Raw genomic sequence first — 17,255 nt, 5'->3', positions numbered from 1 at the left:
TCCTCTCCTCACGCTACTCTCATGGGCATGGCACCGGAGACCCCACCCCCACGTCGCAGCCCGGCGGGCGCCGCCGTGCTCCGCGACGACGTGACCGAGGCCATCCGCGCAGCCGTCTTCGACGAACTCGCCGCTGTCGGGTACGGCCGCATGTCCATCGAGGGCATCGCCCGGCGGGCCGGTGTCGGCAAGGCCGCCGTCTACCGCCGCTGGCGCTCCAAACTGCCGCTCGTCCTGGACGTGGTGTCGGCCGTCGCCGCCCTGGGCGTCCCCGCCCCCGACACCGGCAGTCTGCCCGGCGACGTACGCATCCTGCTGGAGGTCAGCGCCCGCGCGCTGCGGCACCCCGTCGCCTCACAGATCATCCCCGACCTCCTCGCCGAGGCCTCCCGCAACCCCGACATCGCGCTGGCCCTGCAGGAGGCGCTGCGCGGCACGCAGCGCGGGATAACGGAGGCCGTCGTGCGCTCCGCCGTGGAGCGGGGCGAACTCCCCGTGGGCACCGATGTCGACCTCGCCCTGGACCTCATCACCGGGCCTCTGTACTGGCGCCTGGCCGTGATGCGTTCCCCGCTGCCCAAGGGCTACCTCAACCGACTCGCGGCCAGCACGGTCGCGGCCCTGGGCGCCACAACGGACCGACCACCGGCGGTGTGATGATCAGTTCGTCGGTCCGCGCGCTAGCATATGCGGTCCTTGCGGATCCGACGAAGGACGACCCCCGGTGAACTGGTATGTGGCCGTACTGAAGAACTACGCCCGATTCAGCGGCCGGGCACGCCGCAAAGAGTTCTGGATGTTCGCCCTGTGGAGCAGTGTGATCCTCCTTGTGCTGAGCGCCATCGAGAACCGGACACTGGACCGCGAACTCCTCAGCAGCGTCTACACCTTGATCACGTTCATCCCCACACTCGCCGTCACGACCCGCCGGCTCCACGACACCGGCCACTCGGGGTGGTACGTGCTCCTGAGCGTCGTCCCGCTGGTCGGCCTGGTCATCCTGATCGTCTTCACGGCGAGCGACGGTGACTCGGGCGCCAACCGGTACGGCGCCGACCCCAAGGCGCCGTACGCCCAGGACGGTTACGCCTACAGCGGCTGAACCCCGGCGCCGGCAGGGCGGGACGGGCCCGCGGCCGGTGACGGCCGCGGGCCCCGGTGTGTCAGCCCCGGTGTGTCAGCCCCGGGTCCATTTCTGATTGGTGCCGCCGTTGCAGGTGTAGAGCTCCAGTGGCGAGCCGTTGGCGGTGGCCTGACCGGTCACGTCCAGGCAGAGACCGGACTGCTGGCCCACGATCGCGCCACCGTCGGTGACGGCCCACTTCTGGTTGGCGCCGCCGTTACAGGTGTAGATGTCGACCACGGTGCCGTTGGCGGTGCCCTGGTTGTAGGCGTCGAGGCACTTGCTGCCGTAGCCGCGCAGCTCACCGGCGGCGGTGAGGATCCAGTTCTGGTTGGTGCCGGCATTGCAGGTGTAGATGGTCGTCTGGGTGCCGTTGGTGGTGGAGTACCCCGGGTCCTCAAGGCACTTGCCGGACTGGGCGCCGATGAGGGTGCTGGTGCTGGTCCGGCTGCCGCTGCCGGGGGCGCCGGAGCTGGTGAGCTGGAAGGTCGTGACGCTGCGGGCGGGCAGCGAGGCGGTCAGCACCGAGCCGCTGGTGGTGGGGTTGGAGACGGCGGCCAGGCTCTCGGTCGAGCTGGTGCGGTGGGTGGCGGTGGGGGTGAGGGTGCCGCTGTTGGTGTCCAGGATGAGGCCGGAGGCGGCGGAGTTGGTGTTGGTGGCGACCACGGTCCAGGCGCCGTCCTTGAAGAAGGCCATGGTCTGGACGCCGGCCGGCGCGCCGGAGACGTTGTAGCGCACGGCCCCGGGACGTACGTACTTGCTGTACTGGCCGAGGACGTAGTAGCGCTTGGTCATGTACAGCGACTGGTTGCCGTCGGTGGCGTAGTCCGGGTCGTAGTAGACCAGACCGTCGTTCCAGCCGCTGGTGTTGACCTGGCTCGCGCAGGAGGCGTCGGCGCCCACGTCACAGCCGATGACCGAGGACAGCGCCGTCCACCACTGGAAGGAGCGGTCGTTGGCGAGGGTGAAGTCCCGGTAGACGTAGTTGGCGAGGTCGAGTCCGCCGTCGATGGTGGGGTCGTACTGCTGCCCCCAGCCGCTGGTGCCGGACTTCTGGCAGCAGATCTCACTGGCCCACAGCGGCTTGTTGTACGTACTGCCGACGGCGGCGACCTTGCGCAGGGCGGCGTCGCCGGGGAAGTCGTAGGTGTGGTGGGCGAGCGCGCTGACGTAGCCGGCGGCCGTCGAATCGTTCATCCAGGTGGGGGTGTTGGTGACGAAATTGCTGGTCTGGCTGGTCTCGTCGGCGATGATGCCGGTGGAGGTCAGGGAGCGGGCGGCGAGCGTGGAGCCGACGGCCTTGATGAGGGCGGCCCGCTGCGACACCGGCACGGCCATGCCCTCCTGGCCACAGCCGCTGAAGGAGCTGTCCGGCTCGTTCATGGGGCTGAGGTAGTCGAGGTTGACGCCGGCCGCCGACCAGTGCGCGGTGATGTCGGCGAGGTAGGACGCGTACGCGGACTCGTCACCGGAGACCAGGGTGCCGCCGCAGCTCTGGGCGTTGCTGGTCCAGTTCTTGGGGGCGCTGTTGACGAAGCCGATCAGGGTGGGCACGCCGTGGTCGGCCGCCGACTGGAGGAAGTAGCTGCCGCCGGGGTCACGGCTCCAGTCGTAGCTGCCGGCCGAGGTCATCAGCGACTGCGGGGCGCGCGTGGGGTCGGTGACGCCGGTGCCGCCGCCGCCGATGTTGTAGCGGTACATACTGAGGTCGAGCCCGGACTCGTCGAAGAGCAGGTTACCGACCTGGCTCTTGACGGAGGAGGAGAACCCGGCAAGGTCGTTGACCCACCAGGCGCCCGAGGCGGCGAAGCCGTCGATGCCCTGCGCCTGGGTGGTGACGAGCGCGGGCGCCGAGGTGGCGGCCTGCGCCTCGGTGGCCAGCGGGCCCGCGGCCAGGACCGAGGCGATGAGCGGGAGGGCGGCGAGCGCGGCCGGCCGCCGGAGCCTGCGAAGTCCCGGGAAGCCGCGGAGCCCGCGAGGGCCGGGGAGTGGGGGGATCCTGCGGGGGCCGGAAAGCCCGGGGAGTGTGCTGAGTCCGCGGAATCTGTTGAGCCTGCGAATCAGGGAGCTGTACGGCATCACGGTGTCCCATCCGGTGTTTGCGCGAACATGTGGGGGCGTGCGTGAGTGTCGAGTTCACAATGTGCCCATGTCAATAGCCGTGACACGCCTGGTTCCTGGTGATGTTTGCGCGAACACGCAAGCCCGCCGGTGCTCCCGGTGAAGGCCGAGCCACCTGCCCCGTACCACTCTTGACATGGAGTCAACTCCAGCTCCTAGGGTGCGGCGCATGACCGACTCTCCTGTGGCACTCATCACCGGCGGCTCCACCGGCATCGGCGCGGCGGCGGCCCGCCGGCTGCTCGCCCTCGGCCACCGCGTCGCCGTCACCGGGCGCGACCGCGGCCGGCTCGACGCCTTCGCCCACGAGCTGGGCAGCCCGAAGGAACTTCTGGTGCTCCCCGGGGACGCCTCCGACCACGAAGCGGTCGAGGCGGCCGTCGCGTCCGTCCTCGCGGAGTTCGGGCGGCTCGACACCGTCGTCGCCAACGCCGGATTCGCCACCCACGACACCCTCGCCGACGGCGACCCCGCCGGATGGCGCGAGATGGTCCTGACCAACGTCCTCGGCCCCGCACTGCTCATCAGGGCCTCGCTCGGCGCCCTGAAGGAAACGGGCGGGCGGATCGTGCTGATCGGCAGCGTCGCGGGCTTCCAGAACACCCCCGGGAACATCTACGGGGCGACCAAGTGGGCGGTGACCGGGCTCGCCGAGAACGCCCGGCGCATGGTGACCGCCGACGGTGTCGGCGTGACCCTCATCGCCCCGGGACGGGTGGAGACACCGTTCTGGGACGGCATGGGCGGCCTGCCCGAGGGCCGCCTCCTGAGCGCCGACGAACTGGCCGCCTCGCTGGTCTGGGCGATCACCCAGCCGACCGGGGTCGATGTCAACACGGTGATCGTGCGGCCGCTCGGCCAGCCGGTGTGAGACCGGCTGGACCGGCTCGGGCTCCGGCACCGGATTCGGCTCCGGCCATGGGGCCCGTTGTCAGACCCCTCGGTTACGGTGAGTGATGTCGGCAGCGCTGTCCCGTACGTCGCGTGACGAAGGGGGGTGCGCCGGGCTGCTCCCGCCGACGGGCGCCCGGCGCGGACACAACCATGACCATGCACCTGAACAGCCATCTCGGCCTGGCCCAGACCAGCGAACTGCTCGGCCTGCCACGGTCCGAGATCCAACTCGCCGTCGACTACGGCCTGCTGCGACGCGACCCCGGCACCCGGTCCTTCGACCCCGCCCAGGTGGGGGAGATCGTGGCACGGCCCGAGCCCTTCCACAGCGCCCTCGCCGCGGCCCGGGAGGCGCGGGCCCTGGCCGGGACCGGGCGGCGCAGAGCACTGGCCCGCGGGCGGGAGAGCGAACGACGGCGGCAGGGCGCACTGCGGGAGGAGGCCGCCGCGCGGGTCAGGGTGCGGCTCCCGGTCCGGGATCCGGTGCCCGAGCGGGTCCTGCTGCATCTCGGACCGCCCCGTTCGGGGAGGACCCGGTCCGTGGTCGAGGCCCTGGCCGGACAGCCGGGCAGCGGCGTCTACGTCACGGCACGGCACGCCCACGCCCGGCAGGCGTTCGGGCTGCTGCGGGCCCGCCTGGGCTCCCGGGAGGTCGGCCTGGCCACGGACCAGGGCCGCGTCAACAGCCGGGCCCGGTTGCTGTGCTGCACCCCGGAGTACGTCCGCCCGGCCGCCGACGTCCTGGTCGTGGACGCCGTCGAGGGTGACGCCCTGGCCCGGCTGCTGCTGACAGGGGCACAGCGCACGGTGCACGTCACCGGCGTGCCCCGGGACGAGGCGCTGCTCGGGGCGTTCTTCACCGGGCCGGGGGCCGCGCGTGTGGAGACCGTCGGGCGTCAGCGGGCCGCGCCGCTCACCCTCGCCGCTCCGGCCGGTCCCGGCGAACTGGCGCCGGGCACGGTGGTCGTCGTCCGGGACCGCGCGTGGGCGCACGCGCTGCACCGCGAGCTGCTCACCGCCGGACGGGTGGCGACGGTGCTGTACGAGTCGCTGCCCGCCGCCGTCCGCTGTGAGCAACTGCGCCGGCTGGCCGCCAGGGAGGTCGACATCGCCGTCACGACCGCGGTCCTCGGGCGCGACCCCGTGCCGCCGCTGGCCACGGTCCGTTTCGCACAGCTGCCGGGCCCGGGGCCCGGTGAGCCGGAGTCCCCGGCTCCGGGGTCGTCACCGGGGTCGTCACCGGGTTGGTCACCGGGGTCGCCTCCGGGGTGGTCGCCGGCCCGGCTGGCCGCGTACGCCGACGGGGTCGTCGGCGCCTACCACACGGCCCTGCCCGTGGAGCCGCCCGGGCGACGGCTGTTGCGTGACGCGGTGGAGGCGGCGGTCGACGGCGCCGCCCCGGGGCGCGGGCGGCTGCCACTGCTTCCCGCCTGGGAGGAGCTGGGCCGACCCGCTCCCGGCGAGATCCCGCACGCCCTGGCCGCGTGGCGCACGGCGGCGGGCCGGGCCCTCGCCGGGCACCGGGGCCTGTACGCCCAGTGGCCGGTCGCCCTCACCGCCAGATGGCGGGCGGCCCGCCTGGCGGCGGGCGCCGGCGTCGCCGCCGACGCCCCGTGGCCGGCCGACGGGGCCACGGTCTGGCGGCTGATCACCCTCCCGGGCGGCACTGACGGCCTCTTCTCCGGCATCGCGTCCGCCTTCCTGACGGGCCGGTCCCTGGTGGAGACGCTGCCCCCGGTCTCCGCGATCGCGACGCTGTCGCTGCCCGACGCGGAGGCCTGCGCCGGGACGCTGCGCGAACTGCGGCCCGCCCTGCTGCGCCTCGGCGGATTCGGCGGCCTCTCCCCCGACGAGGCTGCGGCCTGCCAGACCGCCGTGGTCCGGCGCCTCAATGAACTGCTCGCCGGCGACGGGCCGTTGAGGCCGCCGCCGGCGTGCGAGTGCTGCGGGGCGACCTGCCCGCCCGGGGAGGAGCGCTGCGAGCGGTGCCGCTGCTCGGGCGGGTAGCGCCGCCTCGGTCGTCGTACGGGTCAGGCCTCGCAGGAGCCGGTGAAGACATCCACCTGGTCGGCGCTGCTGTCGGCCACCGCGATGTCCTCGGTGCCGTCGCCGTTGAGATCGGCGGCCGAGGCGTCATAGGCACCGGCGGCGGTGAGTTCGGACAGTTCGGTGAGGGTGCCGCCGGAGGCGCCCTGGAAGAGAGTGACGGAGGTGCCGTTGAGGGAGGAGACCAGGACGTCGCTGTTGCCGTCGGCGTCGAGATCGGCCGCACTGACGGCGACGGGCAGCCCCGGGGTGGTGTAGGCCGTCGCGGCGCCGAAGGTACCGTCGCCGTTGCCGAGCAGGATCTCCAGGACGTTGGATCCGTTGCTGACGGTGGCCAGGTCGGTGTCACCGTCGCCGTCGAAGTCACCGGAGGCGATGGAGTACAGCCGGGAGACGGTCGCGTAGTCGGTGGCCGCGCCGAAGGTGCCGTCGCCGTTGCCGGGCAGCACGCTGACAGCGCCGCTGCCGACACTGGCGGTGGCGATGTCCGGCGCGCCGTCGCCGTCGAAGTCCGCCAGGACGATGCCGTGCGGCCGGGACACGCTCAGGGCCTGCGCCTGGACGGCGAAGGTGCCGTCACCGTTGCCGAGCAGGACGCCGACGGAGCCGGTGTCCTGCTCGGCCACCACCAGGTCGAGATCACCGTCGCCGTCGAGGTCGCCGGGGGCGAGGGAGCGGGGTGCCTCGCCGACGGTGTACTGGGTGGCGGTGCCGAAGGTGCCGTCGCCGTCGGCGCTGCCGAGCAGGACGCTGACGGTCGCGCCGCCGAAGTCGGCGGAGGCGATGTCGGGGTTGCCGTCGCCGTCGAAGTCGGCGACGACGGTCTGGTAGGGCTTGGTGCCCACGGCGTACTCGGTGCCGGTGGCGAAGGTGCCGTCACCGTTGCCGAGCAGGACGGTGACCGAGTTCCCGTCGAGGTTGGCGGCCACTACGTCCTGGGCGCCGTCGCCGTTCAGGTCGCCGGTCGCGACCTGGCGGGTGTTGTCGCCCGCCGCGGCGGAGGTGCCGGAGGCGGTGAAGGTGAGGGTGCCCGAGCACTCCTCGCCCGTGGTGACGAACGCCGAGGCCGGGCCGGCCAGGCCGGCGGCCAGGACGAAGGCGCCGGCCGCGCCGGCCGCCAGGACACTGCGTGTCATGTGCTTCTTGTGCTCGCTCATGGGCGAACGGGGGTCCTTCCGGTGGGGGGGTCGGAGGTGGGGAGGAGCCGGCCGCGCGGGCAGCGGGGGGCCGTAGGCCCGCGCGGCCGGCCGTCGGGGGAGGTCGTCAGTCGGTGCTGACGCCGATGGTGAGGGTGGCGGCGTAGCCGTCGGAGACGGAGCTGCCGAGGGCGGTGAGGGTGAGCAGACCGCTGGAGGCGCCCCCGTCGTCGTAGATGCCGTCGTTCTCCAGCAAGGTCTCGCTGGTGGTGTTGGCGGAGTACGGGGAGAGCTTCTGGACCGCGGTGTTGATGTCCTGGTCGAAGAAGAGCTGTCCGGTGTGGATCAGGCTGCCACCGGTGTAGGAGTCGTCGGTCAGCGTGACCCCGGTGTGGACGCGCAGGTGGACATGGACCGCGCGGGAGACGTAGTGGCCGGGCCAGATGGAGGTGATGGAGCACTGGCCGCTGGAGTCGGTGAGCTGGCCGCCGCGCAGGAAGGTGCCGTCGTCGTCCTCGCTGTGGCCGTTGCCGCCGACGAAACCGGAGTACTCGCCCAGGGTGTCGCAGTGCCAGATCTCCACCAGCGCGTCGGCCAGCGGCGCGCAGTCGTCGGCCTCGTCGACGACGGTGAAGGTGTACTCCACCGGCACGCCGTCCTTGCCCTCGGTGATGTCCTCGCGGACCAGCGCGCCGTCGAGGGCGTACGGACCCTGGGTGACCTCGGCTGTCAGTGAGCACACCCCGCTGGAGACGGTGGTGGAAACGGTGGCCGAAGCGGCCGTGGAGCCGGTAGGGCGGCCGCTGCCGCCCGCCGCGGAGGCTGCGCCGGCCAGGCCCAGGCCTGCCACGGCCGCGGAGGCGGTGCCGCCGATGACGACACGGCGACGGCTGACGGGGCTCGCGGCCCGGTGATTCGCGGTGCTCTGCCTGTCGGCAGAGGAGTTGTCTGTCATGGCCACGGAAATTACGGAGGTTCCCTGTGCCGGGCGTATCACCCGCCTGTGGTTTCAATCAAAGTTACGGTCGATACGTGTCGACAGTTGAGCGATTTCACAGCATGAGAATCGCTCAATCCACCCGACTGTCGACACTAGCCTGGGGGATGGCATATTCACCTTCGTACATCGACTGGCTTCCCGTGCCCGTCCCGGAGCAGGTCGCGGTCACCGAACGGCAGGTGCCGGTCCCCGGCGGGGCCAGTCTGTGGTGCTGGGACACCGGCGGTCCCGGCGAGCCCGTGGTGCTGCTGCACCCCGCCTCGGGCAGCGGCGAGAGCTGGCCGTACCAGCAGCCGGTGCTGGCCGGGCACGGGCTGCGCGTGATCGGCTACTCCCGGCGCGGCCGCTTCCGCTCGGCACCGGGTCCGGCAGGTCCGGCGGCGGGCCCGGCGCGTCCGGCGCGTCCGGCGGGCCACGACCGCCCCACCGCCCGGCCCGCGTCGGCCGACCTGCACGCCCTGGTGGAGCATCTCGACCTGCCCGCGTTCCATCTGCTGGGCGCGGCGGCGGGCGGCTGCATCGCGCTCGACTACGCGCTCTCGTACGGCGATCGCCTGCGCGGCCTGGTGCTGGCGGGCAGCCTGGCCGGCATCGCCGAGCCCGGCCACGCCGCGCGCAGCAGTGCGCTCCGCCCGGTGGGCTTCGACGACCTGCCCCTGGAGTTCAGGGAGTTGGGGCCGTCCTACCGGGGCGGCAACCCGGACGGGGTCGCCGCCTGGCTGGAGATCGCCCGGCGCGCGGGCCCGCAGGGCGGGCCTGGGGCCGAGCCGCGTCTGCCGTTCGCCAACACCGTCACCCGGTCCGCGCTCGCCACCCTGGACACCCCGGTACCGCTGGTCACCGGCGACGCCGACCTCTACGCCCCGCCGTCCATGGCGCGGCTGGTCGCCGGGCAGCTGCCGCGCTGCCGGACGGTCGTCGTGCCCGAGGCCGGTCACAACGCGCACTGGGAGCAGCCGGAGGTCTTCACCACCGAGGTGCTGCGCTTCCTGCTGCCGCTCCGTCAGCCCGGCCCGGTCACCACCGGCCGCGCCGCACCCACCGCCGGCAGGCCGTGAGGCACAACGCCACGGTGAGCGTCCAGGTCATGGTGAAGACCACGATCAGCACCGGGACCGGAGTGCGGACCGCCAGCACCAGCAAGGTCACCGAGGCGAGTGCCAACAGCACCAACCCCCACGGCCGCAGCCGCCGGGTGCGGTCCGCGCACCTCGCCCACGGGCCGGCGCGCAGGGTCCGCAGCCGGCGCTCAAGGCGTCTGTCCTGTCCGAGGACCACTTCGATCTGGGCCAGAATCCGCTGCTCCCGGCTCGACAGCCGGGACCCGTGCCCGTCCATGGATCGCCCCACCTCCGCCACCCGCCACCGGTCCCTTCTTCCGAGTACCCCGACGGGGCGCGCCCAACAGCGCGCCGCCCACCCGAGTTCCGTACCGCCGTGCCGTCCACCTCTACGAGTGCCATACGGGTGCCACCACCCGTCCCGTTCATCCGAGGAGACCACGATGTCCGTCGCGACCGCTACCACGCCCCGCCCGCCCCGGCGTCGTTCATGGCCCTGGCGGGCATCGCGGCCGGGGGCGGCGCGGCAGTACGGCGCGGCTGGTCGGGCGGTGCGCCGGAATAGCGCGGCGGGCCGGACGCTTGACGCCATTGCCCGAATGACACGACCCCGCGGAGGCCGGCCCCGATGAGCGCGAGCGCGCCCCACCCCCGACATCCCCTGGACAACCCCGCCCGCTCCTCGTTGACCGGCCCGCACGCGCACTTCGCGGAGCGCCGGGGCCGGGTCCTGCGCTACCCGGCCGACGTGTCGCCGTGGCTGGCCCTGCCGGACGTGCCGGAGGCGGCGGACTGGCAGGACACCGCCGCGCTGGCCGGGCCGGGGGCGCTGGTGCCGCTGGCCGCCGTGCGGGTGCCGCCGCCGGACGGCTGGGAGGTGGAGTTCCACATCGAGGGCGTCCAACTGGTCGGTGACGGTGTGCCCGCCGAGCCGTACGAGGAGGCGGTGCGCCTCGGCGCCGACGACGTGCCGGAGATCCTGGAGCTGGTGGAGCGCACCCGGCCGGGGCCCTTCCTGCCGCGCACCGTCGAGATGGGCACCTATCTCGGCGTCCGGCGCGAGGGCGCCCTGGTGGCGATGGCGGGCGAGCGGCTGCACCCGCCGGGCTGGACCGAGATCAGCGCGGTCTGCACGGACGACGCCCACCGCGGCCAGGGACTGGCCACCCGGCTGATCCTGGCCGTCGCCGCCGGGATACGGGAGCGCGGCGAGACGCCGTTCCTGCACGCCGCCGCGGAGAACACCGGTGCCATCCGGCTCTACGAGTCGCTGGGCTTCCGGCTGCGCCGCATGACGGCGTTCTCCGGCGTACGTGTCCCCGTGGCCGGGCCCGGGGCCGGGGGCGACGGGGCACCGGGCCTGTCCGCGACGCGCGTCGCCCCGCAGGCCGCCCGCTGACCGGCCGTGGCGGGCATGGGGTTCGCGCTCACCGACCGCACATCCGGCAGCGGCCCGAGCCCGGCGAGCCCGGGGCCGGAGCACGGAGCGGGAGAACCGGGCCCGTACGCGAGGGACTTCACCGACATCGCCGGTGCCGGTGAGCCCGCTCCCCTGACGGCCGGTCCCGGCGCGGCCACGGGCATCTGACCGTGCACCGCCAGGTCCGGCCGCCAACGGCGGCTGCCCGTCCGGTACCTTCCCGGTGCCGCGGCTGACCGTCGTTGCTGTCCTACGCGCTGCCGCCGGGCGTGCCCGGCGCGGTGGACGCGTTCCCCGGGCAGCGTCACGGCCCTCGGACCGATCACGCCCTGTTCGTCAACGTCATGACCGAGCCGCAGATGACGGCGGTTGTACAGTGCCTGAACGGCGGACGCCGCTGCTCGGGCGTCTGAGCAGCACGGACAGCGCGGACAGCGCGGACAGCGCGGGAACGACGGAAGTGGCGTGGCACAGTGAGCGACCACCGGGAACGCATGGTGCGCGGTGAGCGCTACCGCAGCCTCGATCCCCGGCTGACCTCCGACCGGCAGGCCGCCGAGCGGATGGCGGCGCGGTTCAACGCCACGGCGCCGGCCGACGCCCCCGGCTCCCGGGAGGTGCTGCTGGGGCTGCTCGGCGGGCTCGCCGAGGGCGCGTACGTCAAGGCTCCCTTCACCTGCGCCTACGGGTACAACATCCGGATCGGCGCGCGCAGTTTCGTCAACTACGACGCGATCATGCTGGACTGCGGCCCGATCACCATCGGCGAGGAGGTGGCGATCGGCCCCCGGGTGCAGCTCGCGACCGCCATCCACCCGCTGGACCCGGCCGACCGGCGGGCCGGCTGGGAGACCACGGCACCCATCACCATCGGTGACGGGGCCTGGCTGGGTGCCGGCGTCATCGTCTGCCCGGGCGTGACGATCGGCGAGAACACGGTGGTGGGCGCGGGCAGTGTCGTCACCCGGGACCTGCCGGAGCGGGTGGTCGCGGTGGGTAATCCGTGCCGGGTGCTGCGGGACATTCCCTGACCTCGGTGGCCTCCGCGGGGATGCAAGCGGGGATGTAAGGGGATGTAATTGACCGAGTGGCCGCACACCGACGGCCTCTCGGCCTAGCGTTCGGTTCATGGCAGCACGCTTCCCCGCTCCTGTCTCCATCGACGGCCGGTACGTCAGACTGGTCCCGCTGGTGCTCAGCCATGTCCCCGCGCTGTACGCGGCCGGCGGTGGCGACGATTCCATCTGGCGCTGGCTGCCGACCGTCACGCCCAACTCGGAGGCGGAGATGGCCGCGCTGGCCGAGCAGCGGCTGGCGCAGCAGGCGGCCGGCGAGGCGGTGGTGTTCACGGTGCTGCCGCGCTCGACGGGGCAGCCGGCGGGCTGGGCCGCGTATCTGGACATCTCGGTCGCGGACGAGCGGGTGGACATCGGCTGGAACTGGCTGTCCCCCTCGCTGTGGGGCACCCCGGCGCATCTGGAGATCCACTTCATCCTGATCTACCACGCCTTCGAGGACCTGGGGTTCCAGCGGGTGCAGTGGCGGCTCGACGATCTCGACCAGGCCTCGCAGGACGCCGTGTCGCGGATCGGCGGGATCCGCGAGGGCGCGCTGCGCCGGCACTCCCGCCGGGTGGACGGGTCGTGGCGCGACACCGTCTACTACTCGCTGGTCGCCTCGGAGTGGCCCGGTGTCCGGGAGCGGTGGCTGTCGGGCTGGCTCCTGGAGTGACCCGCGCCGCGCCGCGTCCGGCCGCGCCGGGCTGGCCGGCCGGCCGGACGCGCGGAGCGATCTATGCTCGGCCGGTGACCGCCGTCTTCCGCATCCAGCACCGCACCGCGCTGCCCGTCGACGAGGCCTGGCGCCGGATGACGGACTGGCCCCGCCACGCGGCCCACGTACCGCTGACCACCATCACGGTGACGACCGCGCCGCCGAACGGCCCGGGCACCAGGTTCGTCGCGCGCAGCGGCATCGGGCGGCTGGCCTTCGACGACCCGATGGAGGTCGTGCGCTGGACGGCGCCCGTGCCCGGCACGCCGGGGCACTGCCGGCTGGAGAAACGGGGCACGGTCGTCACCGGCTGGGCCGAGATCGAGGTACGGGAAGCGGCCGGCGGCTCCGAGGTCGTGTGGACCGAGGATCTGCGGATCGCGGTGCTGCCGGGCGCTTTCGACCGGCCGACGGCCTGGGCGGGGCGGCTGGCCTTCGGCCGGGCCGTCGGCGGTCTGCTCGCAGGACGCTGACACCGGCGCCCGCGCCGGCCCCGACACCGGGCCGGGCGGTGGCCCCGGCCTGCGGTGGTGGCGCGACGGACGCCTTCGGAGGATCCTGCGGGCAGGCGGCGCCGACGGCTCCGCTTTGCCAGCGCGTCCTCAGCTGACACCCAGTCAATTCACAGCCTGGAGCGGCAGTGTCACGGCACATGGCTTCGCGCATACCTCTGACCTCCGGCACCGTCGCCGGCCCTTCCGGGCAGACTCGCGAAACGCTGCGCAGACCCGACGGCAGCCCGCTGCGCATCCTGGTCGTCGACGACGAGAGGCATCTGACCGAACTGCTGTCGGTGGTGCTGCGTTACGAGGGCTGGGAACCGGCCCAGGCGCTGGACGGGGCGACGGCGGTGCGCTCGGCCCGCAGGTTCCGGCCCGACGCCGTCGTACTGGACCACATGCTGCCCGACATGGACGGGCTGGAGGTGCTGCGGCAGGTCCGGGAGGAACTCCCGGTGGTCCCTGTGCTGTTCCTGACCGCGCGGGACGGGGTGGAGGACCGGATCGGCGGCCTGACGGCCGGCGCCGACGACTACGTCACCAAGCCGTTCAACATCGACGAGGTGATGGCCCGGCTGCGCGGGCTGCTGCGCCGCTCCGGTGCGGCGGGCCGCTGCGACTCCGTGCTCGCGGTCGGCGACCTGGTCCTGGACGAGGACAGCCGTGAGGTGCACCGCGCGGGCAAGCCGGTGCGGCTGACCGGGACCGAGTTCGAACTGCTGCGGTTCCTGATGCGCAATCCGCGCCGGGTGATCACCAAGTCGCAGATCCTGGACCGCGTGTGGTCGTACGACTTCGGCGGCCAGGGCAACGTCGTCGAGAGCTACATCTCCTACCTGCGGCGCAAGATCGACCGCGGCCGGGATCCGATGATCCACACCGTGCGCGGGGTGGGATACCTCCTCAAACCGGCCGAACCGTCGTCCCGGTGAAGCCGCGGCGGAGCCTGCGCAGCCGGCTGATCGTCTCCAGCTCGGTACTGCTGGCGGTGGTCTGCGTGGTGATCACGGTGATCACCACCCTGGTCATGCGGTCCTATCTGATGACCGGGCTGGACGACCGGCTCGACGCGCTGGCGGAGCACGCCACGGGCGTCAGGGGCTGCGGGGATCCCGGCTCCTCCCACGGCGGCCTGGCCTCCACCGGGCTGCCGTACCTGGGCGCGTTCGGGGTGCCGAAGGGCACCATGGGGGTCTCCGAGTACGGCGGCAGCGTGCGCGGCGCGGCGATGGTCGGCGCGTCCGGGGCCATGCTGGAGCCGACCGCCGGCCAGCAGGCCGCGCTGTCGGCGGTGGACGCCGACGGCCACCACTACACGCTGGTCCTGCCGGGGCTCGGCGCCTACCGGGTGAAGGCCGTGCACGCCGACTCCCGGGAGGGCGAGGTGACCGTGACCACCGGGCTGCCGTACGACTCGGTGGACCGCGCGGTCGGCCGGCTGATCGCCGTCGAGGCGGCGGTGGCGGCCGGCGGCCTGCTGCTGGCGGCCCTGGCGGCGGCGGTGATCATCGGCTATCACCTGCGGCCCCTGCAGCGCGTGTCGGCCACCGCGGCCAGGGTGTCCTGTCAGCCGCTGGACCACGGCGAGGTGACCGCCCTGGAACGGGTGCCGGACGCCGACGCCGGGCCCGGGACCGAGGTCGGCCGGATGGCGGCCGCGCTGAACCGGCTGCTCGGCCATGTCGAGGGGGCGCTGGCCGCCCGCTTCGCCACCGAGACCCGGATGCGGCGCTTCCTGGCCGACGCCAGCCACGAACTGCGCACCCCGCTCGCCTCCATCGCCGGCCACGTACAGCTGGTCATGCGCGGCCCGGAGGAGGTCGGCCCGCAGACCGCCCGCGCCCTGCGCCGCGTCGAGTCCGGCGTCGTACGCATGAGCACGCTGGTGGAGGACCTGCTGCTGCTGGCCCGGATCGACGCCGGCCGGTCCCTGGAGGACGAGGAACTGGGCCTGGGCCCGCTGGTCGCCGACGCCGTCCATGACGCGCACGCGGCGGGCCCGGACCACCACTGGCGGATCGAACTGCCCGACGAACCCGTGTTCATCACCGGCGACCAGGCCCGGCTGCACCAGGTCGTCGCCAACCTGCTGGCCAACGCCCGCGTTCACACCCCACCCGGCACCACGGTCACCGCGACCGTCGAGGTGACCGGCGGCGAGGCGCTCATCCGGGTCGGCGACGACGGCCCCGGCATCCCGCCCGAGCTGCGGCCCCGGGTCTTCGAACGCTTCGCCCGCGGGGACGCCTCACGCTCGCGGGCCGCCGGCAGCAGTGGCCTGGGGCTGGCCATCGTCACCGCCGTGGTCGCGGCCCACCACGGGCGCGCCGAGGTCGACAGCGAGCCCGGCCGGACGGTCTTCACGGTCGCGCTGCCACTGCCCCGGCTGCCGCCGGCTCACCCGCCGGGGAACTCACCGTCGACGTAGACCCACGCGCCCGCGTGCCGTACGAACCGGCTGCGCTCGCGCAGCTCGCCGGGCCGCCCGTCCTGGGTGTACCGGGCCCGGAACGTGACGGTGCCGGCGGTGTGGAAGGCGCTCCCCTCGCTGACGTCGAGGATCTCCAGCCCGGTCCAGCGCAGGCCCGCGTCGAGATCGACCCTGGCCGGCCGGGTGCCGGGATGCCAGGTCCGCAGCAGATAGGCCTCGTCCCCGACGGCGAAGGCGCTGTACCGCGAGCGCATCAACGCCTCGGCGGTGGCGGCCGGTACCGAGCCGGAGTGCGGGTGGCCACAGCAGTCGGCGTACACGGCGGGCAGCCCACAGGGACAGTGCGAGGCGGCGGAGGAACGTCGGGACATGCCCCCATTCTGCCGGGCCGCGGGGGCGCGGGCCCACGGGGGCGCGGCGGGCCGGTGCGTGGCCGGTGCGGTGGCCGGTGCGTCCTCAAGCGCACCGGACCGGCTGAAAGGGGGCGGTGAATGCCCCGCGCATATCACAGGCAACAAGTGGACGCGCTCCGGCGAATTCCGGGTTACGCCATTTCACCATTCTGCCATTTCGCCATTTCGCGGCCGGGGATCAGGACGGGGATCAGGCCGGGGCGAGCGGCGCGGTGCCGGCACCCGCGCCGCGGCGCAGGCCGCGCACGAACTCCTCGATCGTCTCGGCGGAGGTGTGACGGGGCTGCCAGCCCAGTTCGTCGCGAGCGCGGCGGGTGTCCATCAGCGGCAGCCGCAGCACCGCCTCGAACAGACCGGGCGAGGCGGGTACGAGGTGCAGCCGCCAGGCGGCGGCCAGCGCGGCATGGGCGGCCGGGCGCGGCAGCCGGACGACCCGTGCCCCGAGGATCGCGGCGAGCGCGGTGGCGTCCAGGGGCGGTTCGGCCGCCAGGTTGAAGGCGCCGTGCACCTCGCTCAGCGCGGCGGCGCGGTAGGCGTCGGCGGCGTCCTCGGTGTGCAGGGCCTGGAAGCGCAGCCCGGGCAGGTCGGGGACCACCGGTACCGTGCCGGGGCGCACCAGGCGGCGCGGCAGCAGCGGCCCGGCGAAGAGCCGGCGCTGCTGGGAGGCCGAGGTTCCCTTGAAGATGAAGCCGGGCCGCATGCGCACCACGCGGATCCCGGGGTGCTCGTGCTCGTAGCCGTCGAGGAAGCGCTCGACGTAGGCCTTCTCGCGGCAGTACGCGGCCTCCGGCCAGCCGTGCGTGGGATAGGACTCGTCGACGCGGCGGTCCTTGGGCCCCGGGGAGTAGGCCCCCACGGACGACGCGTACACCAGCGCGGACACACCGGCCTGGGCGGCGGCCTCGAAGACGCGGACGCTGCCCAGGACGTTGGTCCGCCAGGTGAGCGCCGGGTCGTGGGTGGGCTGGAAGAGCCAGGCGAGGTGGATGACGGTGTCCACGTCGCGGAACAGGGCGGTGAGTTCGGTGCGCACGTCCTCCCTGCCGAGGTCCGCGCTCACCCAGGTGGTCTTCGCCGCTGCCGCCTCCGGGATCCGGCGGGCGATCCCCAGCACCGAGTCCACCCCGGGGCTCTCGGCCAGGGCCCGCAGTACGCCGCTGCCGACGTTGCCCGTCGCGCCGATGATGGCGATGCGCAGTCCGGTCATGTCGTTCACGTCCTGCCGTAGAGGCATGCGGGGGCCCGGAAGACACCGGGACCATCCCTCGACTGCCCCTCCTCCGGCCCCGGAAACGCAGCAGGCCGATTCGCGATCCGTGGTTTCCGCCCGCAGAATC

At 73.5% G+C, this 17,255-nt stretch carries 17 protein-coding genes; 11 read left to right on the top strand and 6 right to left on the bottom strand.

The features are described from left to right. Positions 1-27 precede the first annotated feature (27 nt). The gene (locus RWE79_RS32735) at positions 28-657 is read left to right on the top strand and encodes a TetR/AcrR family transcriptional regulator (protein ID WP_475943698.1); all 630 of its coding nucleotides are present in this window, start codon (positions 28-30) and stop codon (positions 655-657) included. A gap of 67 nt (positions 658-724) precedes the next feature. Next, positions 725-1,102 (top strand): DUF805 domain-containing protein, encoded by a 378-nt coding sequence (locus RWE79_RS32730; RefSeq protein ID WP_475943697.1) that lies wholly within the window; start codon positions 725-727, stop codon positions 1,100-1,102. Between the two features lie 75 nt (positions 1,103-1,177). Here the strand turns inward: RWE79_RS32730 and RWE79_RS32725 are convergent, their stop codons facing one another. Then, positions 1,178-3,202 carry a glycoside hydrolase gene (locus tag RWE79_RS32725; RefSeq protein WP_475943696.1) on the bottom strand — a complete coding sequence of 675 codons (2,025 nt, stop codon included), beginning with the start codon at positions 3,200-3,202 and terminating at the stop codon, positions 1,178-1,180. Between the two features lie 211 nt (positions 3,203-3,413). Here RWE79_RS32725 and RWE79_RS32720 point away from each other — a divergent pair, with 211 nt between their 5' ends. Beyond that, positions 3,414-4,115, top strand: a complete 702-nt coding sequence (locus RWE79_RS32720; RefSeq protein ID WP_475943695.1) for an SDR family oxidoreductase — start codon at positions 3,414-3,416, stop codon at positions 4,113-4,115. 173 nt (positions 4,116-4,288) lie between these two features. Continuing rightward, positions 4,289-6,145, top strand: a complete 1,857-nt coding sequence (locus RWE79_RS32715; protein WP_475943694.1) for a DEAD/DEAH box helicase family protein — start codon at positions 4,289-4,291, stop codon at positions 6,143-6,145. 23 nt (positions 6,146-6,168) lie between these two features. On the opposite strand, the gene RWE79_RS32710 is transcribed toward RWE79_RS32715, so the two are convergent. Together RWE79_RS32710 and RWE79_RS32705 are read right to left on the bottom strand one after the other, a co-directional pair. Further along, a complete protein-coding gene (locus RWE79_RS32710; RefSeq protein WP_475943693.1) occupies positions 6,169-7,341 on the bottom strand; it encodes an FG-GAP repeat domain-containing protein in 1,173 nt (390 codons plus the stop codon). Between the two features lie 106 nt (positions 7,342-7,447). Then, positions 7,448-8,275 (bottom strand): intradiol ring-cleavage dioxygenase, encoded by an 828-nt coding sequence (locus RWE79_RS32705; protein ID WP_475943692.1) that lies wholly within the window; start codon positions 8,273-8,275, stop codon positions 7,448-7,450. Positions 8,276-8,424: 149 nt separating this feature from the next. Here RWE79_RS32705 and RWE79_RS32700 point away from each other — a divergent pair, with 149 nt between their 5' ends. Continuing rightward, entirely contained in the window at positions 8,425-9,378 is a 954-nt protein-coding gene (locus tag RWE79_RS32700) for an alpha/beta fold hydrolase (protein ID WP_475943691.1), read from the top strand. Here RWE79_RS32700 and RWE79_RS32695 read toward each other — a convergent pair. After that, positions 9,338-9,658: a DUF3040 domain-containing protein gene (locus RWE79_RS32695; protein ID WP_475943690.1), complete on the bottom strand. Its 321-nt coding sequence runs from the start codon at positions 9,656-9,658 to the stop codon at positions 9,338-9,340. The genes RWE79_RS32700 and RWE79_RS32695 overlap by 41 nt on opposite strands. 351 nt (positions 9,659-10,009) lie before the next feature. Here RWE79_RS32695 and RWE79_RS32690 point away from each other — a divergent pair, with 351 nt between their 5' ends. The 6 genes from RWE79_RS32690 (at position 10,010) to RWE79_RS32665 (ending at position 15,502) form a co-directional block, all read left to right on the top strand. After that, a complete protein-coding gene (locus RWE79_RS32690) occupies positions 10,010-10,780 on the top strand; it encodes a GNAT family N-acetyltransferase (RefSeq protein WP_475943689.1) in 771 nt (256 codons plus the stop codon). 494 nt (positions 10,781-11,274) lie between these two features. Beyond that, positions 11,275-11,832: a sugar O-acetyltransferase gene (locus RWE79_RS32685; protein ID WP_475943688.1), complete on the top strand. Its 558-nt coding sequence runs from the start codon at positions 11,275-11,277 to the stop codon at positions 11,830-11,832. 97 nt (positions 11,833-11,929) lie between these two features. Continuing rightward, entirely contained in the window at positions 11,930-12,532 is a 603-nt protein-coding gene (locus tag RWE79_RS32680) for a GNAT family N-acetyltransferase (protein ID WP_475943687.1), read from the top strand. Between the two features lie 137 nt (positions 12,533-12,669). Then, complete coding sequence (locus tag RWE79_RS32675) at positions 12,670-13,047, top strand: SRPBCC family protein (RefSeq protein WP_475946234.1); 378 nt, start codon at positions 12,670-12,672, stop codon at positions 13,045-13,047. 179 nt (positions 13,048-13,226) lie between these two features. Beyond that, a complete protein-coding gene (locus tag RWE79_RS32670) occupies positions 13,227-14,006 on the top strand; it encodes a response regulator transcription factor (protein ID WP_475943686.1) in 780 nt (259 codons plus the stop codon). Continuing rightward, positions 14,003-15,502: a sensor histidine kinase gene (locus RWE79_RS32665; protein WP_475943685.1), complete on the top strand. Its 1,500-nt coding sequence runs from the start codon at positions 14,003-14,005 to the stop codon at positions 15,500-15,502. The genes RWE79_RS32670 and RWE79_RS32665 overlap by 4 nt, the downstream gene beginning before the upstream one ends. On the opposite strand, the gene RWE79_RS32660 is transcribed toward RWE79_RS32665, so the two are convergent. Together RWE79_RS32660 and RWE79_RS32655 are read right to left on the bottom strand one after the other, a co-directional pair. Then, the gene (locus RWE79_RS32660) at positions 15,472-15,876 is read right to left on the bottom strand and encodes a YchJ family protein (protein ID WP_475943684.1); all 405 of its coding nucleotides are present in this window, start codon (positions 15,874-15,876) and stop codon (positions 15,472-15,474) included. The genes RWE79_RS32665 and RWE79_RS32660 overlap by 31 nt on opposite strands. 232 nt (positions 15,877-16,108) lie before the next feature. Next, on the bottom strand, positions 16,109-17,134 hold the full coding sequence (locus RWE79_RS32655) for an NAD-dependent epimerase/dehydratase family protein (protein WP_475943683.1): 1,026 nt from the start codon (positions 17,132-17,134) through the stop codon (positions 16,109-16,111). Positions 17,135-17,255 lie beyond the last annotated feature (121 nt).

This window comes from Streptomyces sp. RLA131, assembly GCF_056270125.1.
This window is presented reverse-complemented; position numbering and strand designations above follow the sequence as displayed.